Origin of the sequence: Alkalibacterium sp. 20 (assembly GCF_001885615.1) — a bacterium.
Taxonomy (GTDB): domain Bacteria; phylum Bacillota; class Bacilli; order Lactobacillales; family Carnobacteriaceae_A; genus Alkalibacterium.
In genome coordinates this window covers 1-24,997 of sequence record NZ_LSRN01000024.1, presented here as the reverse complement: position 1 = coordinate 24,997, position 24,997 = coordinate 1, and the positions used below count along the sequence as shown (strand labels likewise).

The 24,997-nt window shown below is 41.0% G+C and carries 26 protein-coding genes; 3 read left to right on the top strand and 23 right to left on the bottom strand.

Annotation, left to right across the window (positions count from 1 at the left end; all coding sequences use genetic code 11):
* Window positions 1–212: 212 nt before the first annotated feature.
* The 20 genes from gndA to AX762_RS04640 all read right to left on the bottom strand — a co-directional run bounded on the left by gndA (window position 213) and on the right by AX762_RS04640 (window position 16,470).
* Window positions 213–1,652, bottom strand: a complete 1,440-nt coding sequence (gndA, locus tag AX762_RS04735) for an NADP-dependent phosphogluconate dehydrogenase (protein ID WP_071848010.1) — start codon at window positions 1,650–1,652, stop codon at window positions 213–215.
* 340 nt (window positions 1,653–1,992) lie between these two features.
* Entirely contained in the window at window positions 1,993–3,717 is a 1,725-nt protein-coding gene (gene recN / locus AX762_RS04730) for a DNA repair protein RecN (protein WP_071848009.1), read from the bottom strand.
* Window positions 3,718–3,748: 31 nt separating this feature from the next.
* Window positions 3,749–4,198 carry an arginine repressor gene (gene argR, locus AX762_RS04725; protein ID WP_071848008.1) on the bottom strand — a complete coding sequence of 150 codons (450 nt, stop codon included), beginning with the start codon at window positions 4,196–4,198 and terminating at the stop codon, window positions 3,749–3,751.
* Between the two features lie 197 nt (window positions 4,199–4,395).
* Window positions 4,396–5,202: a TlyA family RNA methyltransferase gene (locus AX762_RS04720; RefSeq protein ID WP_071848007.1), complete on the bottom strand. Its 807-nt coding sequence runs from the start codon at window positions 5,200–5,202 to the stop codon at window positions 4,396–4,398.
* A 22-nt stretch (window positions 5,203–5,224) separates the two neighbouring features.
* Entirely contained in the window at window positions 5,225–6,106 is an 882-nt protein-coding gene (locus AX762_RS04715) for a polyprenyl synthetase family protein (protein ID WP_071848006.1), read from the bottom strand.
* Between the two features lie 49 nt (window positions 6,107–6,155).
* Window positions 6,156–6,371 carry an exodeoxyribonuclease VII small subunit gene (locus AX762_RS04710; protein ID WP_071848005.1) on the bottom strand — a complete coding sequence of 72 codons (216 nt, stop codon included), beginning with the start codon at window positions 6,369–6,371 and terminating at the stop codon, window positions 6,156–6,158.
* 13 nt (window positions 6,372–6,384) lie between these two features.
* Window positions 6,385–7,734 carry an exodeoxyribonuclease VII large subunit gene (xseA, locus tag AX762_RS04705; protein ID WP_071848004.1) on the bottom strand — a complete coding sequence of 450 codons (1,350 nt, stop codon included), beginning with the start codon at window positions 7,732–7,734 and terminating at the stop codon, window positions 6,385–6,387.
* A gap of 171 nt (window positions 7,735–7,905) precedes the next feature.
* Window positions 7,906–8,385 (bottom strand): transcription antitermination factor NusB, encoded by a 480-nt coding sequence (gene nusB / locus AX762_RS04700; RefSeq protein ID WP_071848003.1) that lies wholly within the window; start codon window positions 8,383–8,385, stop codon window positions 7,906–7,908.
* Window positions 8,385–8,786, bottom strand: a complete 402-nt coding sequence (locus tag AX762_RS04695) for an Asp23/Gls24 family envelope stress response protein (RefSeq protein WP_071848020.1) — start codon at window positions 8,784–8,786, stop codon at window positions 8,385–8,387. Before AX762_RS04695 ends, nusB begins: the two co-directional genes overlap by 1 nt.
* Before the next feature lie 53 nt (window positions 8,787–8,839).
* Window positions 8,840–9,397, bottom strand: a complete 558-nt coding sequence (gene efp, locus AX762_RS04690; protein WP_071848002.1) for an elongation factor P — start codon at window positions 9,395–9,397, stop codon at window positions 8,840–8,842.
* Between the two features lie 127 nt (window positions 9,398–9,524).
* Window positions 9,525–10,586: a Xaa-Pro peptidase family protein gene (locus AX762_RS04685; RefSeq protein ID WP_071848001.1), complete on the bottom strand. Its 1,062-nt coding sequence runs from the start codon at window positions 10,584–10,586 to the stop codon at window positions 9,525–9,527.
* 212 nt (window positions 10,587–10,798) lie between these two features.
* Complete coding sequence (locus AX762_RS04680; RefSeq protein ID WP_143139292.1) at window positions 10,799–11,254, bottom strand: hypothetical protein; 456 nt, start codon at window positions 11,252–11,254, stop codon at window positions 10,799–10,801.
* Window positions 11,251–11,712: a competence type IV pilus minor pilin ComGF gene (gene comGF, locus AX762_RS04675; protein WP_071847999.1), complete on the bottom strand. Its 462-nt coding sequence runs from the start codon at window positions 11,710–11,712 to the stop codon at window positions 11,251–11,253. Before comGF ends, AX762_RS04680 begins: the two co-directional genes overlap by 4 nt.
* Window positions 11,706–12,026 (bottom strand): type II secretion system protein, encoded by a 321-nt coding sequence (locus tag AX762_RS04670; RefSeq protein ID WP_071847998.1) that lies wholly within the window; start codon window positions 12,024–12,026, stop codon window positions 11,706–11,708. The genes comGF and AX762_RS04670 overlap by 7 nt, the downstream gene beginning before the upstream one ends.
* Window positions 12,013–12,471, bottom strand: coding sequence for a competence type IV pilus minor pilin ComGD (gene comGD, locus AX762_RS04665; protein ID WP_071847997.1), 459 nt, complete (start codon window positions 12,469–12,471; stop codon window positions 12,013–12,015). Before comGD ends, AX762_RS04670 begins: the two co-directional genes overlap by 14 nt.
* 11 nt (window positions 12,472–12,482) lie before the next feature.
* Entirely contained in the window at window positions 12,483–12,815 is a 333-nt protein-coding gene (gene comGC, locus AX762_RS04660) for a competence type IV pilus major pilin ComGC (protein WP_071847996.1), read from the bottom strand.
* Between the two features lie 16 nt (window positions 12,816–12,831).
* The gene (comGB, locus tag AX762_RS04655; protein WP_071847995.1) at window positions 12,832–13,896 is read right to left on the bottom strand and encodes a competence type IV pilus assembly protein ComGB; all 1,065 of its coding nucleotides are present in this window, start codon (window positions 13,894–13,896) and stop codon (window positions 12,832–12,834) included.
* Entirely contained in the window at window positions 13,844–14,917 is a 1,074-nt protein-coding gene (gene comGA / locus AX762_RS04650) for a competence type IV pilus ATPase ComGA (RefSeq protein ID WP_071847994.1), read from the bottom strand. The genes comGB and comGA overlap by 53 nt, the downstream gene beginning before the upstream one ends.
* A 162-nt stretch (window positions 14,918–15,079) precedes the next feature.
* Window positions 15,080–15,805, bottom strand: a complete 726-nt coding sequence (locus AX762_RS04645; RefSeq protein ID WP_071847993.1) for a YebC/PmpR family DNA-binding transcriptional regulator — start codon at window positions 15,803–15,805, stop codon at window positions 15,080–15,082.
* Between the two features lie 143 nt (window positions 15,806–15,948).
* Entirely contained in the window at window positions 15,949–16,470 is a 522-nt protein-coding gene (locus tag AX762_RS04640; RefSeq protein WP_071847992.1) for a VanZ family protein, read from the bottom strand.
* 111 nt (window positions 16,471–16,581) lie between these two features.
* On the opposite strand from AX762_RS04640, the gene AX762_RS04635 reads away from it, so the two are divergent.
* Complete coding sequence (locus AX762_RS04635; RefSeq protein WP_071847991.1) at window positions 16,582–18,387, top strand: M3 family oligoendopeptidase; 1,806 nt, start codon at window positions 16,582–16,584, stop codon at window positions 18,385–18,387.
* 320 nt (window positions 18,388–18,707) lie between these two features.
* On the opposite strand, the gene AX762_RS04630 is transcribed toward AX762_RS04635, so the two are convergent.
* Complete coding sequence (locus tag AX762_RS04630; protein WP_083432798.1) at window positions 18,708–20,138, bottom strand: NlpC/P60 family protein; 1,431 nt, start codon at window positions 20,136–20,138, stop codon at window positions 18,708–18,710.
* Window positions 20,139–20,408: 270 nt separating this feature from the next.
* On the opposite strand from AX762_RS04630, the gene AX762_RS04625 reads away from it, so the two are divergent.
* Both AX762_RS04625 and AX762_RS04620 read left to right on the top strand, forming a co-directional pair.
* The gene (locus AX762_RS04625; protein WP_071847990.1) at window positions 20,409–21,374 is read left to right on the top strand and encodes a rhodanese-related sulfurtransferase; all 966 of its coding nucleotides are present in this window, start codon (window positions 20,409–20,411) and stop codon (window positions 21,372–21,374) included.
* A 180-nt stretch (window positions 21,375–21,554) separates the two neighbouring features.
* Complete coding sequence (locus AX762_RS04620; protein WP_071847989.1) at window positions 21,555–24,026, top strand: transglycosylase domain-containing protein; 2,472 nt, start codon at window positions 21,555–21,557, stop codon at window positions 24,024–24,026.
* 116 nt (window positions 24,027–24,142) lie between these two features.
* Here AX762_RS04620 and AX762_RS12570 read toward each other — a convergent pair whose 3' ends face one another.
* Window positions 24,143–24,331, bottom strand: coding sequence for an IS3 family transposase (locus AX762_RS12570; RefSeq protein ID WP_143139290.1), 189 nt, complete (start codon window positions 24,329–24,331; stop codon window positions 24,143–24,145).
* A 183-nt stretch (window positions 24,332–24,514) separates the two neighbouring features.
* A partial coding sequence (locus AX762_RS12565) for an IS3 family transposase (RefSeq protein ID WP_143139289.1) occupies window positions 24,515–24,997 on the bottom strand: 483 nt, incomplete at its 5' end.

The following is a 24,997-nucleotide window of genomic DNA, read 5'->3' as shown; positions in this document are numbered from 1 at the left end:
CTACTTCTTTTTTGTGCGTTTATTATTATAAATTAATGTTATGATGCCTGCTATTACGCTCTATAAGTTTACCACATCTTGGTTTAATTAGAAATGTTAGAATACTCTAATTTAAGATTTTATAACAAGTTATAACGAGTTGTGACAAGAAATTAGTAGGTTTTCGAAATGAAAACCTACTAATCTTACTTATTCAGTATTATCTTGCTTGATCAATCCCAGTTTTCTTCGCCTTCGTTACCATACCAGTCAAAGTGGAATGTGCCTTCTTTATCTACACGTTCGTAGGTGTGTGCACCGAAGTAATCACGTTGAGCTTGGATAATGTTCGCTGGTAAACGTTCAGAACGATAAGAGTCATAATAAGCGATGGCAGATGAAAAAGCCGGTACAGGTACGCCTGCTTGAACGGCCAAACCAACCAAGTCTCTTACGGACTGCTGGTATCTACCGGCAATATCCAAGAAGTATTCATCCAGTACTAAGTTTTTAAGTTCCGGTTCACGTTCATAGGCTTCCGTTATTTTTTGCAGGAAACGTGCGCGAATGATACAGCCGGCACGGAATATTTTGGCAATTTCACCGTACTGAAGTTTCCAGTCATATTCATCAGAAGCTGTGCGCATTTGTGCAAAACCTTGTGCATAACTCATGATTTTACTGAAGTATAAGGCTTCACGCATTTTCTCGATCAGTTCTTTCTTGTCACCTGCGTATTCTTTGGTTGCAGGTTTAGGCAACACTTTACTTGCCTCAACACGTTCGTCTTTCAATGCTGAAATATAGCGCGCAAAAACAGATTCGGTTATAAGTGGTAACGGCACACCTAAATCCAAGGCACTTTGTGATGTCCATTTACCTGTTCCTTTATTCCCGGCGCGGTCTAAAATGACATCGACCATGAATTCTCCTGTTTCGGGATCTTTTTTAGTCAAAGCATCAGCTGTAAGTTCTATGAGGAAACTGTCAAGTTCGCCTTCGTTCCATTCATTGAAGACTTCTGCTGTTTCTTCGTTTGATAAACCAACCATATCTCTTAACAAGTTATACGACTCTGCTATCAACTGCATGTCGCCGTATTCGATACCATTATGAACCATTTTGACATAGTGGCCTGCACCGTTTGGTCCAATATAAGTCACACACGGTTCTCCGTCAGTTGGAGCTTTTGCTGCAATCTTCTCTAAAATAGGTGACACTAAGTCGTATGCTTCTTTTTGTCCACCCGGCATGATAGCAGGTCCTTTAAGCGCGCCTTCTTCACCACCAGAAACACCAGTCCCGATAAAGTTGATACCCGAATCAGCTAGTTCTTTACTGCGACGGATGGTATCTTGATAGAATGTGTTTCCGCCGTCAATTAAAATATCTCCTTTATTAAGGAAGGGGAGCAACTGCTGAATGACCGCATCTGTTCCTTTACCGGCCTGCACCATCAACAAAATTTTTCTTGGTTTTTCCAGTGAATTGACAAATTCTTCCAAGTCATACGTTGCGACTACATTTTTGTCTGGATTTTCTTCAATAACAGCAGTCGTTTTTGACGATGTACGGTTGTATAGAGAAACAGAATATCCTCTGCTTTCAATATTTAAAGCTAAGTTTTTGCCCATTACGGCCATACCTATGACGCCAAATTCTTGTTTACTCATTAATAAATCTCCTCCTGTTTAACTTACTTATTCATTTCCTTTATTGGTTATAATGTTCACCTATATATATTAACAAAATATGAACACTTTGGAAACTCTCAAGTTCTCGCTTGCATTTTCCTTCTACTTTCAGTACACTTATAGCGAAAACGATTTAAGAAAGTGGGTGCACAACCTATGCCTAAAAATAAAAATGACAAAAAAACTTCAAGTACAATGACACGTGTTATGATCGGTGTTCTTGTTCTTACAATGGTTATCCCAGTATTTGCTTCTTTATTCAGCATCATGATGTAATTTCTCAACGATTAAATATTTCTGAGAGTCTCTCGTCTAGTCCCTAGGCAAGAGACTCTTTTTTTATGCGTTTTTTCTTCGCATGAGCAAGTTTTAAAAGCTCATCTGCAGTTTCTTTCGTTAATTGAGTCAGTTCGTCTCCTGATAACATACGGGCGATTTCTTCAACCCTATCATTTTCAGCAAGTTTCTCAACACTTGTTTGTGTGCGTTCTGCTTCAATTGTTTTTTTGATGTAGAGATGCTGATCCGCCATAGCCGCCACTTGCGGAAGATGCGTGATACATAATACTTGGGAGTGCTCAGCGACAGAATGAATTTTATCTGCAATCGCTTGGGCAACGCGGCCACTCACACCTGTATCGACTTCATCGAATATGATACTTGTGATCCCTTGTGATTGAGAGAATATCGTCTTCATTGCGAGCATCATACGTGAAAGTTCTCCACCTGATGCAACTTTATTTAATGCTTTTAACGGTTCCCCCGGGTTCGTAGAAACAAAGAACTCGACTTTATCAAGGCCTTGTTCTGTTAACGCTAGGTTAGGCTCTGCTTCTTCTGAACCTTTAAACGTCACAGAAAATTTGACTTTTTCCATGTAAAGTTCTTTCAGCTGTTCCTGAATACGTTCTTCCAGCTCTAATGCTGTTTGTTTTCTTAACTTAGACAACTCTCTCGCTTGCTTTTGTGCTTGTGCTTGAGTTGCCGTTATTTTTTTGCTCAATCCATCCACTTGTTCTTCTCTGTTCTCAAGTTGTTTCAACTCATTATCAGATTTTTCAAAGTGCTCCAAAATAGCTTCGACAGAATTGCCGTACTTCCGCTTAAGTTGCTGAATAAAATTTAAGCGTTCTTCGATTTCATTCAATCGCTCTTCATCGTACTCTAAACCGTCTAGTTCGGCATAGATGTCACTCGCCGCTTCCTGCAACTGAAAGAACGCCGTCGATAAGCTTTCAGAAATGTGTTTAAATGACTCATCGATATTTTCAACAGCTGACATTTTTTCCATCGCTTTTCCAACGCTATCCAGCCCGCTGTACTCTTCTCCTTGTAAGGTAGCATAGCTTGAAGACAAAGCTTCTACGATGGCTTGATGATTCACCAGCTTTTTCTCTTCTTCAAGTAACCCTTCTTCCTCATTTGGCTGAAGGTGTGCGGCTTCTATCTCTTTGACCTGGTATCTTAATATATCCAGTCGTTGAGCAAGTTCCTGTTCGTTGAATAGCCATTGTTCACGTTCTTTCGTTAAATGCTTATATTCATGAAAAATCTTCCGATACTCTTTTTTTGTGGATGATAATTCTTTCGGCCCAAAAGAATCGAGTAAATGGCTGTGATTTTCAGTCACCATCAGTTCCTGATGTTCATTCTGTCCATGTATATCGATCAATTGGCTTCCGATTTCTTTTAATACTGCAATAGTGACGATGCTCCCGTTTATTCGACAAACAGTGCGCCCACTCGTAAAGATTTCCCGCTGAATGAGTAATGTATGGGCATCGTGTTCTATTTCGTGCTGACCGAGCAAGTTGATCAAGTCGGTCGATGGCTTGAAACTGAATTCTCCTTCGAGCACACATTTTTTAGCTCCAAAACGAACAAATTCTAACGAACCTCTGCCTCCAGCCAGCAAACCCACTGCATCGATGATGATGGATTTACCTGCTCCCGTTTCTCCTGTCAAAACAGTCATTCCAGTATTAAAATCTAAAAACAAGTCTTCAATAATCGCAAAATTCTTTATTCGTAACGATTCTAACAAAGACAAACCTCCTAAGCCTTTATTGTTTGAGTTAAATAAAGGCGATAATTCTTCTTTGGAAACGCTCAGCACTTTCTTCATCACGACAAATGATCAAAACCGTATCATCTCCCGATACACAGGCAAACATTTCACTGTATTTCGCTGTTTCAATCAATGAGCCTAATGCAAAAGCATTTCCGGGGAGCGTTTTGATCAAGACAAATTCTCTCTGTATATCAATGGAAACAAACGCATCTTTCATCAAACGCGACAATTTTTTAGATATATTATAATTCATTTCTGGAGGTAAATTATAACGATACCCGCCATCTTTAGCGGGTACTTTTACCAACTGAAGTTCTTTAATATCTCTTGAAATCGTCGCTTGAGTGACTTCAATACCTCTTTCGTTCAATCTATCGACAAAATCTTCTTGTTTACGAATAATATCCTGCTGCACAAGTTTTCTTAATAATTGATGTCTTTCTTTCTTTTTCAAGGTTTCCACTCCTATGCTATTTACCTTCGCACCTTCCCCGCAGCACATCAGTATATTTATACAGTTTATACACTCTCATTATACTGCTTTTAAGCCTAAGTGCCAATTACCACGTCTTGCTTTTCAGTGACATTTGCAAGACATTTTATGCATAGAACGTAAAAATATTAACATCTTGTTTTAGGATATACACGTGACTAATTTTTAAAAAGAGTCTCCTTTATCACTTTTTTCAAATGCTCTGTTTTGCGCTCACTTATACTTCGATTAAACTTGATATGAGCCAAAAACTCCTTGTTTCCTTTTCCACCTTTAATGGGTGAAGGAATGACCTCTTTCACTTCAAATCCTTCATCATATAAAAAATTAACGATGTCATTCAGCACGTACTGGTGAACGGTGGGATCTGTAATGATCCCTCTTTCCCCAACATCTTCTTTGATTGCTTCAAATTGCGGCTTGATCAGCGCGACCACTTCTCCACCTGTAGCTAAAACTGTTTTCAAAGTTGGAAAGATTTTTTTTAAAGATATGAATGAAACATCGATCGTTGCAAAACTAGGTATGCCTTTTTTGAAATTTTCAGCTGTGACGTGTCTGAAATTAGTCTGTTCCATGACTTCCACACGCTCATCGATCCGCAATTTCCATGCTAACTGATTGGTCCCGACATCAAGGGCATACACAAGCTTTGCTCCCTGCTGCAAGCACACATCAGTGAAACCTCCCGTTGAGGAGCCGATATCTAAAACGATCCGATCGTTTAATTCAATGTCAAACATATCCAGGGCTTTTTCCAATTTTATTCCGCCGCGACTGACATAAAGCTGATCCGCTCCTTTGATATACACAGTGGTATCATATGGTAACTTTTCACCGGCTGTAAAGATTTTTTCTTCCTTACTCGTGTAAGCTTTGCCTGACATGATCAATCTTTTAGCTTTTTCGCGGTCTATTGACCATCCTTGTTCTATAAGTAAATCATCTGCTCGTTCTTTTTTCACTTTTTCACCTCTGTAGGAACCATCAATTCAATTTTAACGATTCGATAAATGAGTCCAGCAACTCTTCATCATAGTTTTTTTCGCGTTCAAGAATGGTTCTGTTTAATAGCAAAGCTTCATTTAATTGTTCGTCAAAAAGTGTATGTGCTCGTTCCATGCCGAGTAATGACGGATACGTACTCTTACCCTGTTTTGCATCCGCTCCGACACGTTTGCCCAATTCTTCCTCAGAGCCACTGACATCTAAAATATCATCCCTTATTTGATAAGCGATGCCTATCTTCATGGAAATGGTATTCAAGTCATTTAAAGTTTCCGCATCGACTTTTGCAAGCAGACCTGCGGCTTTAAAGGCAAAGCGAATCAGCATCCCTGTTTTGCGGGAGTGAATAGACTCTAATTCTTTGAGATTTAACTGTTTGTGTTCTCCGTCCATATCGGCTTGCTGTCCCCCGACCATCCCTTCATACCCGGATGATCGAGCCAGTTCTTTGATCAGGGAGAGTTTGATTTCATTTGAACAAGTCCCATCTGTCATGACTTCAAAGGCTTTGGTCAGCAGTGCATCACCAGCTAAAATAGCCGTTGCTTCAGAATATCTGATGTGGTTTGTCGGCTTCCCTCTTCTTAAATCATCATCATCCATTGCCGGTAGATCATCGTGAATGAGGGAATAAGTGTGAATCATTTCCAGAGCAGCAGCGAAAGGATACGCTTGTGTTTCATCTTTTTTGAATGCCTTAACTAAAGCAATAAGAAGCAATGGACGTAATCTTTTCCCACCTGCTTCCAGAGAATAGCGCATCGCTTCTTCAATGACTGTCTGACTTTCGTCTGTGATCAACTCGACTAAATACGTTTCAAATGGTTCTTTGTATTCTTTTGTAAACGTCTGAAAATGCATAGTGGACTCCTTTATCGTCATTCAGCAAAGCCTGATTTAACTTGATTATTTAATCTTCTAAAATCTCTTCGCTGCCATTTTCCTTGATCATTTTAATCACCGTTTTTTCTGCATCTTCTACGATGCTCTTACAATAGCGACTCAATTTAATGCCTTCCTGAAATTGATCCAGCGCGGCTTCAAGCGGAACGTCCCCTTGTTCCAGTTTTTGAACAATGGTTTCCAGCTCTTTCATTGCATCGTCAAAGCTTAATTCTTTATCCATAATAGTCTCCTTTTTATTCGATTTCTTTTTTGATCGTCGCTTCTACAGTGGCTTGGATGAAACCATCCGCCACCGTTATATCGATACGGTCATTCTCTTTAACTTGGTCAACTGATTTCACAATGCCCTTTTCACTTTGCGTGATCGAATAACCACGACTCAAGATTTTCAAGGGCGATAAATGATCGAGTGATTGAATCAATGCATTCACGTCGTTCTGCTCATTTTTCACGTGCTGTTTTGTCGCTGTCATCAATTGCTTCGTCAGTTGATCCACGTTTAACGACGCCTGCTTGAATTGAGCGCTTGGATTAAATGATTTCAATTGCTGGTTCAACAAATGTACACGGTATTTATCTTCTTTAAGCTGATCATCCATCCGGCGCATCAGCTGATCTTTTAATTGATCAAGGTTCTGACTATAGCCGTCATATAACCGTCTTGGCTGTCTGAAAATATAGGACCGTTCCAAACGGCTGACTCTTTCTTTTTCCCGCCTGATCGTTGTGGTCATAGCCTGCATCACGCGTTGGCGGTTTAAATCGATTCTTCCTACCTCATCCGTCAAAACAGGCACAGCTAGTTCTGCCGCCGCGGTCGGAGTCGCTGCTCTGACATCAGCAGCTAAATCAGCTAAGGTTGTATCTGTTTCATGACCAACGGATGAAATGACCGGCGTTTGTGCTAGAGCGATAGCCAGTGCCACTTTTTCTTCGTTGAATGGAAAGAGGTCTTCAAACGAGCCGCCTCCACGTCCGACGATCAAGGTATCAAGGTCATAATCCTGGTCGGCTTTTTGAATGCTTTTAACGATCGAATCTGCTGCTTTGTCTCCTTGAACAACGGTAGGGAAAAGATACAATTCTACGATCGGAAAGCGACGTTCTATGGTCGTTTGAATATCACGGATAACAGCGCCACTTTGACTCGTGATGATCCCGATTTTTTTCGGGAATCGCTTGAGTTCTTTTTTGCGGTCACTATCAAACCAGCCTTCTTCAGCTAATTTCTTTTTGGTCTGTTCATATGCCGCATAGAGCTGCCCCAATCCTTCGGGTTCGATGTGATCGATATAAAGTTGATACGATCCTGTTTTTTCATATACTGACAAGCGGCCGACAGCTAAGACACTCATGCCTTCTTCCAGATCGACGGTCAGCTTTTTCTGCTCACTATAAAATAAAACAGCTGACAGTTTAGCTCCTTGATCTTTGATGCTGAAATACTGATGGCTGTTTCGTCTTTTTGGATTAAAGTTCGAGATTTCTCCTTTAACAAATACGTGTTCTAAATAAGGATCATAATCAAACTTGCGTTTCACGTAACGTGTCAGCTGCGTGACTGTTAGGTACTCCTGGTCCATTCGCTTCTTTCCTTCCTGAGCTTTATCTCTGTTGCCTATGTAAATAGAAAGAGAGCCAAAAAGTAGAACGTCTCACTCGTCTACTCCTTGCCCTCTCTTACTGCCCTCAATTTTTCTCGATTATAGAGCTTTTCCATGCAAAAGCAGATAATTTGGGAACGACAAAAAGTGTTATCTATTATCGGCAATACTCTGCAGTATCCCATTTACGAACTTACTTGATTGTTCATCATTAAATGTTTTAGTTAATTCTATAGCTTCATTCATAACGATGCGTTTATCAACATCAGGCTGATAAAGCAATTCATACGTTGCTAATCTAAGTAATAGCAAGTTTGTTCGTTCCAAACGATTTAACGTCCAATTTTTCAAATGATTTGTAATGGTCTGATCGATATCGTCACGATGTTCCTGAACACCACTAACTAATATTTTCAGATAGTCTAAGGCATCATTTACGATACCTTCGTTGCTTTTTTCTTCAGGTAAGATTGACGCCATAGCTTCTTCTAAAGTACGATCTTCCTTCAAAGATAACGTACTATCAAGTGCTAATTGAATAGCTTCGTCTACGGTCAATCCGTCATGGGTAGATAACTGGAAAAGAGACTGAAAGGCTTTTTCCCTAATTACACGCCTTACAGTTGTCACTATTCCTCATCCTCTTCCTTATCCAAGTCAAACAGATCCTGGAATGATGTTTTTTCGGGCACGATATCTGCGATATGAATGTTTACTTCTGCTAAAGTAATATCAGTCATATGAAAGATCTGTTCACGCACTTTTTTCTGTATAGCTTGAGCAACTTTGGGTACATTTACACCGAACTTAAAGTAGCAATAGATGTCTACTTTTAAACCCTCTTCGTCTGATGTTAAGTGCACACCTTTTTTATGATTAGGTTTGCCAAAGATGATTTTCATTTTTTCAGGAAATTTCCCTTGCATAGCATACACACCATCTACTTCATTAGCAGCCATACCGGCAATAATTTCAATCACTTCAGGTGCCACTTCTATTTCACCATAAGGATTGCTTCGATTCGTTCTCATCACTTTTTCTTCCACTGTCGTTCCTCCTCTAGAATGATTCAGTCAAGCTTTAATTAGGCACGCGAGACATAGGTTCCTTCATCCGTGTTGATAATAAGAACATCATCTTTATTAACAAATAAGGGAACCGTCACAACCGCACCTGTTTCAAGTGTTGCCGGTTTTGATCCACCACCGGATGTATCGCCACGAATACCAGGTTCAGTCTCTTCGACTTTAAGTTCCACTCTTTTAGGGACTTCGACGCCTATGACTTCACTGCCATACATCATTATGCTGAGCTGCATGTTTTCTTTCATGTATTTCAACACTTCTTCGATACGTTCACCAGGAATTTCAAGTTGTTCATATGTGTCTGTATCCATGAAAACGTGACTTCCATTATTATCATACAAGTATTGCATTGCTTTCGTTTCGATAAGGGCTGATTCAAATTTTTCCCCAGCTCTAAATGTTTTCTCCTGCAAAGCACCTGTACGCAGGTTTTTTAATTTTGAGCGCACAAAGGCAGCACCTTTGCCCGGTTTAACGTGTTGAAATTCCACTACACGCCAAATACCGCCATCATATTCAATCGTTAATCCTGTTTTTAGATCACTGGTAGATATCATTCAATTTCCTCCTAATTACCGCTCATGTAACACTGTGAAAGTTATTGAGTCTTGTTACAACCATTGTATCACGATTATTTATGAAAACCTATTTTCAAAGGAAGTTTTTTCCCTTTAATTTCCTCTGTTAAAGTTGGATCAATTCTTTGGTTACGGTCATGAGGTTCCGGCTGCCGTCTTTTGTAATAACGAGGTCATCTTCGATTCTTACACCACCTAAACCTGGTAAATAAATACCTGGTTCATTCGTGATGACATTACCTTCCACTAAAGATTTCTCATTACGATAGCTAATACCAGGGGTTTCGTGCACTTCCAAGCCAATGCCATGCCCAGTAGAGTGTCCAAAGGCTTCACCGTATCCTTTTTCAGTGATGTAATCTCTTGCTACTGCATCCAATTCTTTCCCTGTAACGCCGGCTTTTGCTCGTTCATTCACTTTCAGCTGCGCATCCAAGACGATTTGATGAATTTTTTTCAATTCTTCGCCTGGGTCACCTAAAGAGATGGTACGTGTCATATCAGAAACATAGCCTTTATAATAGCAGCCAAAGTCGATGGTGATCATGTCACCTTGTTCGATTTTTTTATCACTCGCTACACCATGTGGCATGGCTGAACGTTTTCCGCTGGCTACGATGGTATCAAACGAGACGCCTGTGGCTCCTTTTTCACGCATCATGAAATCGAGTTTGTTGGCTACTTCGATTTCAGTCACGCCCGGTTTGATGAACCCGAGTATTTCTTCAAATGCATACTCGGTAATTTTAATCGCCTGCTGAATCGTTGCCATTTCTTTTTCATCTTTGATTTCTCGGAGAGACTCCAGTAAGCCGCTGCTTGGTTCTAGTTCACAATCCAGCAAATCGTTTATTTTTTCAAAGGTAGAATAGGTCACGAAATCTTTTTCAAAACTCAATACCTTTATAGCTTCTTTTTCGACGATCGTTTCAACTTCATCGTATATGGGTCCTGTATTTTTAATGATCTCAAATCCGACGGCTTGTTCCGCTGCCTGTTCGCTATACCTGAAATCAGTAACGAAATAAGCTTTATCCTGAGTGACGACACTCAATCCGGTACTTCCAGTGAACCCAGATGCATATCTGAGATTATATGGACTAGTTATCAATAATGCTTCGACCTTCTGCTTTTTCATCTTTTGCTGAATAACTTCTACTCGTGACATCTAAACACCCTATTCTATGATTTGAATTCCATTCTGTTCATATCTAACGAACATTCCTTTCTCATTATAGCAAATTGGGGTAAAAAAATAAACGTACGCCGTTTCTTATGTATGACTATAAACTTCTGTACAAAAAGGAGCGCCGTTTTAAGGTTGAGAAAAGATCTACCTTGAGACGGTGCTCTTTATCTATCCAGCTCTTCTCATTCTATTTATTCCTCTTCCGAAAAATCGAATGCATCCAGACTGACTGGTTCAACATTAGAATCCTCGCTGCTAAGTTTTTCGTCTGACTCTTGAATTGCCAGTTCCTCCATATCTTCAACAGATGAAATCTCGATCGATCGTCTGCTCGTGTAATGGTTAGGCATGGTGGCAACAAGTGTATACAGTGTCTCGGTCTCTTTTGCTACATCCACCCTGCCCTCATTGAAATAGAGCGTTCCCGTTTCAATGTCCTCCCATTCCAGCCTCTCTCGAAGAAAGACTTCACTGACTTCAATCAGTGCTTTGGCCTCGTACGATTGATTTATTTGCTGAAGCTGCATCATTTGATGCTGCAATATCGCTGTGAGCGAGATGATCAAGAACGAAATGAAAAGGAGTAAGTGAAACGTGGAAAGCAGGAGGCTCCCCTCATCATTGTGACTGATTTTGTTGATCATCATCTACTCCTCTCTTCATTTACTCTAAATTTAGCACTGTATGTTTCACCATTGTTGAACACAACGTCTATTTCTAAAGTCTGTTCAACAAGCGAAAAATTGATTGAGGACACTTCCAGGAGTATCGGCTGATGCCCCTTGGAACCTACTTGCCGTCTGATGATTTTGTAATAGCGCTCATAACTTATGCTTTTTACTAGCTGTTCTTCAACATCAAACCTTTCAAATGTCAATTTATCTCTGCTCGTTCTCACATCTTCGCTTCCAGTCAATTCAAACTCTAATTGATTGATAAACAGATGCCATTCAATTTGACGATCATCCTTGACTGCAGCTCGCGTGGCTCCTATTTGGGATATGGCAAATGAAAACAGCAGGACACAGCTACTCACTATGCTCAAGGTAATGATCACTTCTAATAACGAAAACCCCTGCTCTTCCCTTTTGATTTTATTCACCATTCTGCTGACAAAAAGCCGATGCTTCTGACCTCTTTATCCTCAACATAGAGGTGAATGCTTTTATTGGTTGTAACGCTGTTAGCTGTTACTCTTCCGGACGAGAAATACTCGTTTTTCGGATCCATCCTGTCATAAAACAGAGCACTTTCATATAAAAACCGACTCAATTCGATCTCCACTTTTGCCTGTTCTCTTATGGTCAGCAACTCCAGGCTGAACGGAAAAACGCCCCCTATGAAAAGTGCCAGTATGCTGAGGCTCACTATACTTTCTATCATCACAAAACCCTGTTCCTTCTTTTTATTCAATGACAAATCGGCCACTTCCCATCTGAAAACTCACGCTCACTCTTCCGTGGATCGTATTGAAATATATCACGTTGATGTTTCCCAGGTTTCCTGATCCGCTTGAAAAAGAATAATCTTTCGTTGTCCCTACTAATGAGATAGATTCTGGTAAATACAGAATATGATTGGCAGGATGCTTTGTATTGTCCGCTCCCGTCACTCGAAAGCGGATCAGCCGGTTGGTCGGACGAACTTCCATTTTCGTCCAGTGGTGATTCACGATGGCTTCGCTTTGAATCAAGGTGATGCTGGAGCGTAATGACTCAAAAAACAATTGCGTTTCTGTTTCTTTTTTTATTTGGGTAAAATGCACAACTGGAAAGGTCGCAAGCAGTGAGACGAGCGACAAAACCAGCAGGACTTCAATCAGTGTAAAGCCTTTGTCTTGTTTTAGCTGTTTATAAGAAATCATCTTTTGCCACTCTAATCAGGAGCAGCTGTTTTTGGCGTTACTATACCAGCATTTAAATTAAAATCATTCTCAGCTTTTACAGTTTGTTTTGCCGTCAAGTATTTGTTCGTTTCCATTTCTTTGAACGTAGCTGGCGCACCCTTTTTATCCATCGTGTACATGTCGACTTGGGTCTGCAAAACGGTAACGATCGCTTCATCACTGGTTTTGTTTGCATCAGTCTGTCTATTGGCTATATTGGGTACGAAAAGCAGCAAAAGGGCCGAGATGATGAACAATACCAATGACATTTCGATCAAAGTGAACCCGTCTTCTCTCTTCATCCATGTGTTTAACTGTTTCATGTTTTTTCCTCTTTTCTTAAAAAGTTTGTAGTGCACTAAAGGTTGGCAGCAATAAGGCCGCATAGATCGCTACAATGATGATGGCCACAAAAATAAAAATCATGGGTTGAATCCAGTTCATCAGCTGCTCTATGTTTTTATCAAATTCCTCTTCACAGCTTCTGGCATACATCTCCAGCTCCTGTCCTAAATGTCCTGACTGCTCGCCTTGCTTGACCACAAGCATGACTTCCTGTTTAAGGAAATTCAATTTCTGCAAGCTGACGTGAAAAGACTTTCCCTGTTTCATTTCTTTTTCTATATATTCACCCACTTCTGTAATCAAAGGTGATAATGCATTTTGCTTCATAATCGTCACCACTTCGAACAAGCTGCTGTTTCCTTTGAGCAAAAACCCCCATTCGTTTGAAAAAAATTGACTCCAGTACAATTGGAACAATGATGACTTCGACCAGCGGGTGATCCATATCAGTCTCGCAAGCGGGGTCATCGTGTTTCCTTTGTAGATTAGAAGCCTCAAGCTTAATGCAAACAAAACCCCACTGACGATCAGGATCGTCGGCGCATGATAAACGCCTGCGACAATGAAACGGGTGCCGAAATCGAGCTGGTTGTCCTGCACAGCTGTCAACTCGCTGATATGCGGGATCAATATAAACCGCATCGCTAAAAGCATGAGAGTGACGAAAAAGAGCAGGATAACCGGATAGTGCAAGAGGGCCATTATTTTTTTCTTCTTTTCTGCTCGTTTCAGCAATTGACTCCCTGCATTCATGGCCGTTTCAGCTAAATGCCCGTGATAAAGCGAAAAATAAAGCTGGGCGCATACTTCGTCAGGAAATCCGGCTTTCTTCAACGCTTCCGAAAACAAAGTGCCTTGACTCACTTCTTTATGAATGATCTGAACCATCTGCTTGGATTTTGCATCCACAATCATTTCCAGGAAAAGCAGGGCTTCCTGAAGAGAAAAACCATCGAGGAGCAGCCGACCGCATCTCTTTAAAAATTGGCCTTGGTTGATGGTCTGCTTATGCGTTAGGAATGAAATAGCGCTGGTATGTTTTTTCGGTAATATAGCCATTAACAAACACCTTTTTCAATAAGTGATTAAATTCTCTGGTGATCGGCTCTACTGATAGGTGTGCATGAGTTTCTTTTTCAACCATCGAACTGAGTTCTTTGGCGGTCATGACTTCAAACAGAGCGACCCGTTTTTCACCCCTATTATAATGCGTGCAGTACGTCTGACAATTCGCATCACATAGCGGACAATACAGGGGTATTAAGGTTTGAAATGCTACACCGATCAGTGTCTGTTTCAATAAAGGCAACCCCACTCCCAGTTCCATCATGCGCGATAAGACACCTTCTGCATTTTTGGCATGGATGGAAGCGACGATCAAATGTCCCGTCAGTGCTCCTCTCATCACCATTTTGGCCGTTTCTTCATCGCGTATCTCGCCGACAATGATGACGTCAGGGTGATGCCGTAAACTTGATTTCAGTAGATGTTCGTACGTTACGCCGGCAGTTTCATTGACCTGCGTTTGCAGAAAGCTGCTTTCTTCTATTTCTACAGGATCCTCGACGGTAATGACCTGCTGTTTTTCTCCCTGCATGCGGTTCTTGATCAAGTGATACATCGTCGTCGTTTTCCCAGAATCGACCGGCCCGGAAAACAACAGCAATCCTGATTTCGCCTGAACGAGTTTTTCCAGTTTCTCCCACTCATGCGCAAAAAAAGTCCCCGGGATAAATGATTCTTCATCTTTTTGCTTGAGCAACCGAATGACGAGAGATTCCTGCGACTGGTAATTGCTGATGGTAGAAAAGCGGCAGTCGATTGCTTTCTCACTCAAGGCAAATGTCGTTGATCCACTTTGAGGTCGCCGTCTTTCTCCAACATCCATATTCGATAAAAATTTAAAATATGAAATGAGCCGTGTTCCCTCATCGCGGTCCAGATAATATTGTTTCTCCATCTGACCATTGAGACGGAAATAGACATCATAATGTTTCTGCTCGGGCAATATATGAATATCACTTGTTCGGTAAGAATCGGCCATGGTGAGTAAATGTGTCGCAAATGATTCTGTATCCATCACATCCTCCCTTTCTAAGCTAATTTTTTTCACTACTTATTATATTGTGCATTTATTTTTTTGCTCACGAAAAAACCTCTAGTAAATAGATATTTTTTATCTACTTATTAGAGGTTGCTTTCTCAAGTATTCAATTAATGACTCTGTACTCAACGTAATTTTTTAAAGTTCAGCGTTATGATAAACTTCACTGACATCGTCGTCATCTTCCAACGCATCGATCAGTTGCTCAAATATACCGGTTTTGTCTTCAGGGAGAGGTAACATGGTTTGGGGAACCATCATCAATTCCGCCTGATCCAAATCAAATCCAGCTTCTTTCATTGCATCTCTCACTGCTGTGAAATCTGTTGCTTCGGTGTAGATTTCAAATACTTCGTCTGACGTTTCCAGTTCTTCTCCGCCGGCTTCCAGCACATGCATCAACATCGTGTCTTCATCGACATCTAATCCTTCGCGGTCGATCGCGATGTAGCCTTTACGGTCAAACATGTAACTGACTGATCCTTTTTCGCCCAAAGAACCGCTATTGCGATCAAAAGCAATATAGATATTGGTGTTGGTACGGTTCAGGTTATCTGTAAGAGTGTGGACGAGTATCGCGATACCGTTTGGCCCATACCCTTCATAGACCACTTCATCGTAGTTGGCTCCCTGGCCAGAATCCGTTGCGCGTTTTATGGCCCGATCGATATTATCATTCGGCATGTTGCTGGCTTTTGCTTTATCAACAGCCATACGCAAGGATGCGTTCATTTCCACATCTGCTCCGCCATCTTTTGCTGCTTTATATATTTCTTTAGATAATTTCTGGAATACTCCACTACGCTTAGCATCTTGAGCGCCTTTACGCTGTTTTATGTTGTTCCACTTTGAATGTCCTGCCATCACAATTCCTCTTTCCTGAATTTGATTTACGTTTTCCCTTATTATTATACCAAAAATCTTGTTCATATCAAGACTACTGAAAAATAGTGGGTTCGCTTACAACTCACTCCAGTCAATCAACTTGTTTCTGCTAACTTTTTAAACTAAGATTTGAATTTCATTTTTTTCCTTCGTCTGCCTTTGGGTTTGGCGAAGAGAGCGGTGGCGATTCCGACTATCGCTCCAGCGGTATCCAGCATCACGTCTTCCATCAAAGCTGTTCGGTTAGGATGGAATGCCTGTCTCAGTTCATCAAACGACGCATACCCCGCTGACAACAGCAACGCGATCAGCACGGTCAGCCAAGGTTGGTCCACACGGTTTCTCAAGCCTAAGAACCAGAATAACCCCAGTAAAAAGTATGCAACAAAGTGTGCCCCTTTTCTGATGAAAAATTCCACAAAACCTATGTACCCGTTTGCGGCAACACTGATTTCGCTGCCGGCATACATGAATCCGACTCTTTCCAGGAGTCCCCTTAATGGTTCGCCTTCAAGCCATTGATGGAGTAAAGGCTGAACGTTTTGATCTTCATAACCCATGGACGTGCTGTAAAAAAGGAGCGCCATCATGCCAAAAGCTAGTAGTAAATAAATATTATCTATTGGTCTTACTTTTTTATTCATTCGATTACACCTCATTTAGTCAATACATCTATTCTAACTGATGTTCCTGGATTTGAAAAGGAAAAAACGATACAATAAAATCAGTCTATTTTTAAGGGGAGAGATAAAACAATGGCATCATCACTAAATTGGAACATGGACAGCGTTTTTGAAGGGGGCAGTCATTCAGAAACTTTACAAGCACATATCAAAGCACTGGATACCTTGATTGAAGAAACACTGACTCAAATCCAGGAATGGGATCCGAAAGAGGATTCTCCATCATTCAACGCTCTTGCTTCATTTTTAGAACATAGAGAAAAAATCGGCAATGGTTTGTCTGAAGCGGGCACCTTTGCACGCGGTTTGTTTTCAGCAAACACTAAAGACTCGCAAGCTGCCAAAGTCGTGAACCAACTCAGTACGGTAGGCAGCCAAATGAGCGCCGTTGAAACGCTCTTTATGAAAAAATTGAAAGACGTCTCTGAAAAAGAATGGGACATCCTCGTTTCCACGGAACCTTTTCAAACGAGTGCCTTTCCTTTAGAAGAAAAAAGAGAAAAAGGGCAAAAATTATTATCAGAAAAAGAAGAAAAAATCATTCAAAAATTATCACTCGACGGCTTGAACGGTTTTGGTAACATGTATCAAACCATCGTCAATAGTGTGAACGTTCCTTTTGAAGAGGACGGAAAAACCACTAATCTTTCAGCGGGACAGGCAGCCAATAAATTGATGGGTTCTGAAGATCCAGCGGTCAGACAGCAACTGCTGGGTGACTGGGAAAAAGCCTGGAAAGAAAAAGCACCTTTATTTGCTGATACACTTAACCATCTCGCTGGTTTCAGACTTCAAACGTATGATTTAAGAAATGAAAAAGACTTCTTAACTCCACCACTTGAATATAATCGTATGCAGGAAGAAACGTTGACTACCATGTGGGATACGATCACTGAAAACAAACCCAAAGTAGTCGACTTCCTGAATCGTAAAGCGGCTTTGATGGGCAAAGAAAAATTGAACTGGGCAGATGTCACTGCACCGGTCTCTATCGGTAATTACGAACCCAAAACCTATTCGTTTGACGAGGCTCAAACGTTTGTCACCAAACACTTCGGAAGCTTCAGTCAAGAAATGCAAATGATGGCTCAACGTGCGTTTGATGAAGGCTGGGTCGAAGCTGAGGATAAAGAAAGCAAACGTCCAGGCGCTTACTGTTCCAATCTTCCAGAAAGTAAGCAATCCCGTATTTTCATGACGTTCTCTGGAAGTGCCAACAACGTCTCTACCCTTGCTCACGAATTAGGACACGCCTACCATAGTCATGTCATGCGCGACTTACCGGTGCTGAACCGCAGTTATGCAATGAACGTCGCTGAAACAGCTTCAACTTTTGCGGAAATACTTATTTCAGACGCCACCGTCGAAGCTGCTGCCTCCGATGAAGAAAAGATTGCTTTACTGGACAGTAAAATTTCGCGAGCCGCCGTTATGTTTATGAACATACACAGCCGTTTCCTGTTCGAAAAACGTTTTTATGAAGCGCGCCAAAAGGGATTAGTTGACGAAGATCAATTGAGTACGATCATGGAAGAAGCACAAAAAGAAGCCTTTTTAGATTCCTTAGATACTTATCATCCAACCTTCTGGGCGAGCAAATTGCATTTTCACATTACGGGACTTTCCTTCTACAACTTCCCATATACATTCGGCTTCCTCTTTAGTTTAGGTATCTACTCTAAAGCTAAACAGGAAGGCAAGTCTTTTGAAACAGATTACCGTAATCTGCTTAGAGACACGGCCAGCATGACTACCGAAGAGCTGGCTGAAAAACATCTTGGTGTTGATTTGACGCAATCAACTTTCTGGCAGTCGGCGATCGACGAAATACTGACGGACATCGATGACTATTTGGCTCTGACAGCTGACAGAGTTTAAATAGAATAACTCTATCATTTACCGAAAAAGCGGTGAGCCTATTCTTTTTCAGGGATAGGCTCACCGCTTTTTTGTCTAGAAAATAATAGTTGAGTCGATTTCGTCTGCAATTGGTATCGCTCAAATGACTACCGCGCTTGAGTGATCCTAATGAGCTCTCCATTGGTACTGCTCAATCCTTTATCCCCTATGACTTAGCTCAATAAAGTAAAAACTCGTCACGAGACGAGTTTCCTCCCATTAAAATACGAAAGACCATTCCTGCCTCAAGATTAATTCTCTCAAGGTGGAATGGTCTTTCTCAAATTAATTATTTTTTCTTAATATCTTCCGTATCCAACTAAACGAGGTCCCCAGTAATTAGAATTTACACTCGTGTAAGCGACACCTGTACTCGTTTGAGCACCGATAAATTGTCCGTTTCCAACATAGATCCCTACGTGACTCACACGTGTTCCATTTTCAGAGAAGAACACTAAATCTCCTGCACGCGGATTCGACACTTTTTGTGAGGATGCATATTGTCCGGCAGCAGAACGTGCAAGACTAACCCCAGCTTGTCTGAAGACATAACTTGTAAAACCAGAACAGTCAAATGCAGCTGTAGTTGATCCGCCATAAAGATATGGTGTGCCTAAAACGCCATTTGCATAAGAGCTGATTTGTCCCCATGACACACCATTGCTTGCTGGTGCAGTCGCAGGTGCTGGTGTTGGTGTTGGTTTAGTTTTAGGTTTGCTGGTTTCTGGTGAAGATTGTACAGCTTCACTAGTCGATACTGTCGCTTGATTGCTGCTATTTGAAGCAGTAGAGCTCGATTCAGTTGGTTGTGTACTGTTAACCGTTACGTTCGAAACTGTTTGCGCGGTCTGATTTGATTCAGATGATGAAACGGAAACTTCTGCTTCCACTACTTCAGCTTCACGTTGTCTTAATTCCTCTGCCTGTGCTGCTTCAGCACGTCTTCTCTCTTGTGCTTCACGAGCTGCTTGTGCGGCTTCTTCTCTGGCAACAACCAGTTCAACAACAGCTTTTTCAGCTTCTGCTTTCTCAGTTAAGAAACGCTGGCGATCTCCTTCAGCTGTCGCTCTTTCTGAGGCAATTTGAGCAACCAGAACTTCTTTTTCTAAAGATTGCTGTTCCAGTTCTTCTGAAATACCTTCAAGTTCTGCAGCCAATGCATTTTGCTGAACGATGGTCTTTTCAGTCTGGTTTTCTTTTTCAATGACGACTTCTTTATCTCTCACTTGAGCTTCAACCAGTTTGCGGTTAGAGCCAACAAGATTAGAAACGACATCGATGCGACCCAAGATATCACCTAATGATTCTGCATCGATAATAAATTCAATGTAGTTGGCCGTTTGACCATCCACTTGAATTTTTCTTGCCTGTTTCTCAAGTTGTTCAGTACGTTTCTCAATGATAACTTCCAAATCGGCAATTTCTTCCTGCAAGTCTTTCATTTCATTATGAGCTTTTTCCAATCGCTCCACAACTTCTGCAACATGCTCTTCATTGGCTGTAATATCATTGGTGATGGCAGTTAATTCTTCTTCAGTATTTTGAACTTCAATTTCTAATGACTGAATGGTACTATCTATATTATGTACACTATTTTCAGTTTCTTCTATTATATTTAAGTTATCCTGAATGGCATCATCATACTCATTCGCTAGTACATCGGGTGAAAGAGCAAGTGTGCTTAATAATAAAGTGGTTGTCAATGTTGATATAATCATATTCTTTTTCAAAGGTTATTCCCTCCATTGAGTGGTTGATTGAAGTGTTTATAAGTATATATTCCGACTAAAAGTTAGCATGTTCTCTAACCTAACAGAATAAAGTATACCATTTGTATATAATAGTATGATTTCAATTAGTTTACACTTTCGTTTCACTTGTGCAACTTTCACAAGTCTGCGCATGCCGTTTACTTGTAATTTAGTCCGTCAACAACTATAATTTGTAGTAATTAGACTTGTTAATAAAGAGTTTTCAATTGTATCCAAGGAGGAAGAACGATGAGTGATTACCGTGTACTACTTTATTATAAATACGTAAAAATTGAAGATCCCGAAAGATTTAGAGATGAACATATGAAATTATGTGAAGACATCGGTTTAAAAGGACGTATTCTTGTTTCAGAAGAAGGAATAAATGGCACCTGTTCAGGAACGGTCAAACAAACTGATGATTATATGGAAGCTGTCCGCTTAGACGAACGTTTCAAAGATATGTTTTTCAAGATCGATGACGTTGACGAACATGCCTTTAAAAAAATGTATGTCCGTTACCGACCGGAAATTGTTTCATTGAAATTGGGAGAAGAAGATCACGATGCTAGTTTAGTCACTGGTAAATTCCTGGATCCTTTAGAATGGAAAGAAGCTATGGAAGGCGAAAACACAATCGTCCTGGATGCACGTAATGCTTATGAATACGACTTAGGTCATTTCAGGGGTGCTGTTCGACCAGATATTCAATCTTTTAGAGATTTACCTGACTGGATCAAAGAAAACAAAGAAAAATTCATGGATAAACGCGTCTTGACTTATTGTACGGGGGGGATCCGTTGTGAAAAACTTACAGGCTGGTTAATGAAAGAAGGCTTTGAAGACGTGGGTCAACTGCATGGTGGAATTCATCACTATGGTACTGATCCTGAGACAAAAGGTGAAAAATGGGACGGCAAGATGTATGTGTTCGATGAACGCATCAGCGTTGATATCAATAAAGTCGATAAAAACATTGTTGCAAAAGATTGGTATGACGGCAAACCATGTGAGCGTTACGTAAACTGTGCCAATCCGGAATGTAACCGTCAGTATATTACCTCTAAAGAAAATGAACACAAATATTTAAGAGGCTGTTCTTACGACTGCCGTATCCATCCTTGGAATCGTTATGTCCAAGAGCATAACTTAAGTAGAGAAGACGTTGGAAATCGTTTGGGAGCAATAGGAGAAAAACTTCCTGAAATGGTCTGATCACTTATATCTTCTGCGAACCGCTCATCGCATAGAGACATTCTATCGTGTATTGACTTAACAATTTGGTCACAATACCAAAATAGTTATAAGAATGCCTTGCCTTTCATTTTATTTTTATCTCGGTTTTGCTATAATATACCAAGTCATATCACTATATGCACTATTAAGGAGTCTATAATGAAACGATCTGAAAATGAAGAACTCAAACAGTCGGAAGAAACCCAAGAAACAGAACAATCATCTCTTTTTCAATCCGTTGTCTATTACTTCGACATCTTTTACCGTGTAGCTAAAGCTTTGATCATTCTGGTCGTAATTGTATTACTCATTGCCGGCTCGCTCGGTGCAGGTACAGCAGTCGGTTATTTTGCCTCGCTCGTTCATGGATCAGAAATTCCTGATCGTGAACAAATGATGGGTCAAATCAATGATTATACTCAAAAATCAAGTATGTACTATGCTGACGGCTCACTCATTAGTGATGTCCGTTCAGACCTACTTCGTACCCCTATACCAGTCGAAAACGTCTCAGAACTGCTGATCAATGCTGTGGTTTCTACAGAAGACGAACACTTCTTCGATCATGACGGTGTCGTACCCAAAGCTGTGGCTCGCGCTCTCGTTCAAGATCTCTCAGAAGCAAGTACCACTACAGGTGGATCAACACTCACGCAACAGTTGATCAAGCAGCAAATCTTGTCCCCCGAAGCCACACACGAGCGTAAGGCAAATGAAATTCTGCTTGCTTACCATTTGGAGAACGAGGTGGATAAAGACGAGATCTTGGAAGCCTATTTAAACGTCTCACCTTTTGGACGTAACAATAAAGGCCAGAACATTGCCGGAGTTGAAGAAGCCGCACAAGGTATTTTCGGTGTGCCGGCGAGTGACGTAACACTGCCACAAGCTGCCTTCATAGCGGGATTGCCACAACGTCCGATTATTTTTAGCCCTTATACACAATATGGTGAAATTAAAGAAAATCAAGGATTAGGTATCTCACGTCAGAAAGAAGTTATCTTCCGTATGTACCGTGCAGGTTATATTACAAAAGCTCAATTCGAAGAAGCACGCGCATATGATATTACCCAGGACTTCATCAACAGGAAAAACGTAGAAACCAATGATAACTCATATGTTTATGATCTAGCTCTCGAAGAATCAGAGGAATTGCTCAAAGAAGCATTCATGCGAGATGATGAAATCACTGACGAGATGCTGGAAGAAAATCCCGAGTTAACGAACGAATACAAACAGCGTGCAGATTACGCTATTAGAAATCAAGGGTATAGCGTACACACAACTATTGATAAAGAAATTCATGATACATTGGAACGTGTCACCGCGGAGTACAAAGATCAATTGGGCAATCCCCGTTCATTTACCTATGAAGACGATGACGGTGAAACGCAAACGGTCGAAGTGCCAATCAATACAGCCGGAGCTATGATCGAAAATCAGACCGGACGTGTCCTTGGATTTATAGGCGGTACTGATTACGACAGACAACAATATAACGTCGCATTCAAGAGTAACCGGAGTCCTGGATCAGTTATAAAACCTTTAGCTGTTTACGGTCCGGCAATTGAACACGGTTTGATTACACCCGCCACCATTATTCCAGATACAGAATATAGCGTCCCTACCTGGAGTTCAAGTGCGGGTGGCTATGTCGGTCATCCCGTCACCAATGCCGTTCGCATTACGAACGAATGGATGACCGCCAGACAAGCGTTAGCGGTCTCACAGAATATACCTGCTTCAAAAATTTACATGACCATGAGAGATGACAATATCTCAGAAAAATATATTCGACGCATGGGCTTAGACGAAGTACAGATTCCTAGTGAAGAGTTTACTAATCCCTCTTTCGCTCTCGGAGGATTGAGTAAAGGAATCCCTCCAGTCGACTTGATCAGTGCCTTTTCTACTATGGGCAATGACGGTGTTCACGTCGAGCCTTACGTCATTGAACGGATCGAAGACAACAATGGGGACATTGTATTTGAACACCAGATTGAAGAAACCCGTGTTTGGGGAGCAGATACCAATTATCTGTTAGTAGATATGTTGAGAGATGTTCACACTGAGGGTACAGCTCGTGGAACAATGGATCTGCTGCAATTCGATGCGGACTGGATATCTAAAACCGGTACGACCCAAGACCGTGCGGATATCTGGTATGCTGCCAGTACGCCACGTATCAGTTTCGGTACCTGGATCGGCTATGGTGATGACGAATATAGCTTAGGCGATGACTTCGGTATCCATCCAAGCCGTCGTAATCGTAACTTCTGGGCAGAATTAATGAGTGCTGTGTATGAAGTGAATCCTGACATCTTTGGAGTCAACGAAGAGTTTCCAGTTCCATCAGGGGTAACAACGGAGTCGGTCATTCAAAATACCGGCATGAAATCCGGAGCAGTCAAAACGCCAGGTGGTAGAACCATTAATTATTCCGGTTCAACGCATTCTGAACTCTTTAAAGTTGATAACGTCCCTGGATCAACCGTTTATGATTTTGCCATCGAAGCAACCGATAAAGAGTTGGCAAACTTCTGGTCTGGTCGAAGTTCTTCAAGCGAATCTGACGAACCTGAAGACGACGAAGAGTCTGACGATGGTGATGGAGACGATGACGACGAGTAAACGTTAAAAGAACAGAAAAATGGCCCTTATCAATGAACTGCCCCCTGTCAAGTAGACAGGTAAATAAACAAAATAGTTTGTGCCATGTATGATTACTTTCATGCATGGCTTTTTTCTTATGCTGGAATTTTTAATCCCATCTTGAGTGTGACGCGTTTCGTATTATAGAACGCCACATAGCGTTCTATATCCGTTTCTAATGCTTCAAACGTGTCATAGGTGGTTAACCGATACATTTCTTCTTTGATAATACCCCAAAAGTTCTCCATCGGACCGTTATCAATGCATTTTCCGACACAGGACATGTTCTATATAATTTTGTTTTTTTTGACAAAGCGTTTATATCCATGTGAGGTGTACTGGAAGCCGCGATCACTATGCAATAATGTTTTCGTTGGGATGAGACTGTCCTCGATTTGAGTGAGTGTATCATGAACTAACGCATTATTATTACGTTTAGATAATTTAAACGCGATGATATGATTCTCTCAGTAGTCGAGAATCGCACTGAGATAAGCTTTTGACTGCTGGCCATACTTGAATTCTGTGATATCCGTTAACAGGACTCCCATAGCTTTATAGTCCGCTTGAAATTCTCTATTGAGTATATTCTCAGCGACATGTGCGGGCTTATGCGGTTTATAGGTATACCGTTTCCGACGGATAACGGCTTTTAATCCGAGGAATCGCATCAAACGATACACACATTTATGATTCACCTGGGCGTTAAGAAAATGATTAAGGTAAATCGTCATGCGACGATAACCGTATATTATTCCCTTAAGTTCGTCATAAACGGTTTGAATGAGTGTGATCAGGTGTCTCAGACGCAATTCTGATTCGGATGGTTTGCGGTTTAGCCACTTATAATACCCTGCCCGACTGACATTTAACACATCACAGAGTACGGTTATTTTGAATCCTTCTTTGTCGAGTTTTTTAATTGTTTGAAATTCTGCTTCATACCGCGT

Coding starts and splice junctions, on each gene's coding strand:
- gndA (WP_071848010.1), bottom strand. CDS start 1,652: ATGAGTAAACAAGAATTTGGCGTCATAGGTATGGCCGTAATGGGCAAA.
- AX762_RS04715 (WP_071848006.1), bottom strand. CDS start 6,106: ATGCATTTTCAGACGTTTACAAAAGAATACAAAGAACCATTTGAAACG.
- AX762_RS04710 (WP_071848005.1), bottom strand. CDS start 6,371: ATGGATAAAGAATTAAGCTTTGACGATGCAATGAAAGAGCTGGAAACC.
- xseA (WP_071848004.1), bottom strand. CDS start 7,734: ATGGACCAGGAGTACCTAACAGTCACGCAGCTGACACGTTACGTGAAA.
- AX762_RS04695 (WP_071848020.1), bottom strand. CDS start 8,786: ATGAGAACGAATCGAAGCAATCCTTATGGTGAAATAGAAGTGGCACCT.
- efp (WP_071848002.1), bottom strand. CDS start 9,397: ATGATATCTACCAGTGATCTAAAAACAGGATTAACGATTGAATATGAT.
- AX762_RS04685 (WP_071848001.1), bottom strand. CDS start 10,586: ATGTCACGAGTAGAAGTTATTCAGCAAAAGATGAAAAAGCAGAAGGTC.
- AX762_RS04680 (WP_143139292.1), bottom strand. CDS start 11,254: ATGATGATCAACAAAATCAGTCACAATGATGAGGGGAGCCTCCTGCTT.
- comGF (WP_071847999.1), bottom strand. CDS start 11,712: ATGGTGAATAAAATCAAAAGGGAAGAGCAGGGGTTTTCGTTATTAGAA.
- comGD (WP_071847997.1), bottom strand. CDS start 12,471: ATGATTTCTTATAAACAGCTAAAACAAGACAAAGGCTTTACACTGATT.
- comGC (WP_071847996.1), bottom strand. CDS start 12,815: ATGAAACAGTTAAACACATGGATGAAGAGAGAAGACGGGTTCACTTTG.
- comGB (WP_071847995.1), bottom strand. CDS start 13,896: ATGGCTATATTACCGAAAAAACATACCAGCGCTATTTCATTCCTAACG.
- comGA (WP_071847994.1), bottom strand. CDS start 14,917: ATGGATACAGAATCATTTGCGACACATTTACTCACCATGGCCGATTCT.
- AX762_RS04645 (WP_071847993.1), bottom strand. CDS start 15,805: ATGGCAGGACATTCAAAGTGGAACAACATAAAACAGCGTAAAGGCGCT.
- AX762_RS04640 (WP_071847992.1), bottom strand. CDS start 16,470: ATGAATAAAAAAGTAAGACCAATAGATAATATTTATTTACTACTAGCT.
- AX762_RS04635 (WP_071847991.1), top strand. CDS start 16,582: ATGGCATCATCACTAAATTGGAACATGGACAGCGTTTTTGAAGGGGGC.
- AX762_RS04625 (WP_071847990.1), top strand. CDS start 20,409: ATGAGTGATTACCGTGTACTACTTTATTATAAATACGTAAAAATTGAA.
- AX762_RS04620 (WP_071847989.1), top strand. CDS start 21,555: ATGAAACGATCTGAAAATGAAGAACTCAAACAGTCGGAAGAAACCCAA.
- AX762_RS12570 (WP_143139290.1), bottom strand. CDS start 24,331: ATGTCCTGTGTCGGAAAATGCATTGATAACGGTCCGATGGAGAACTTT.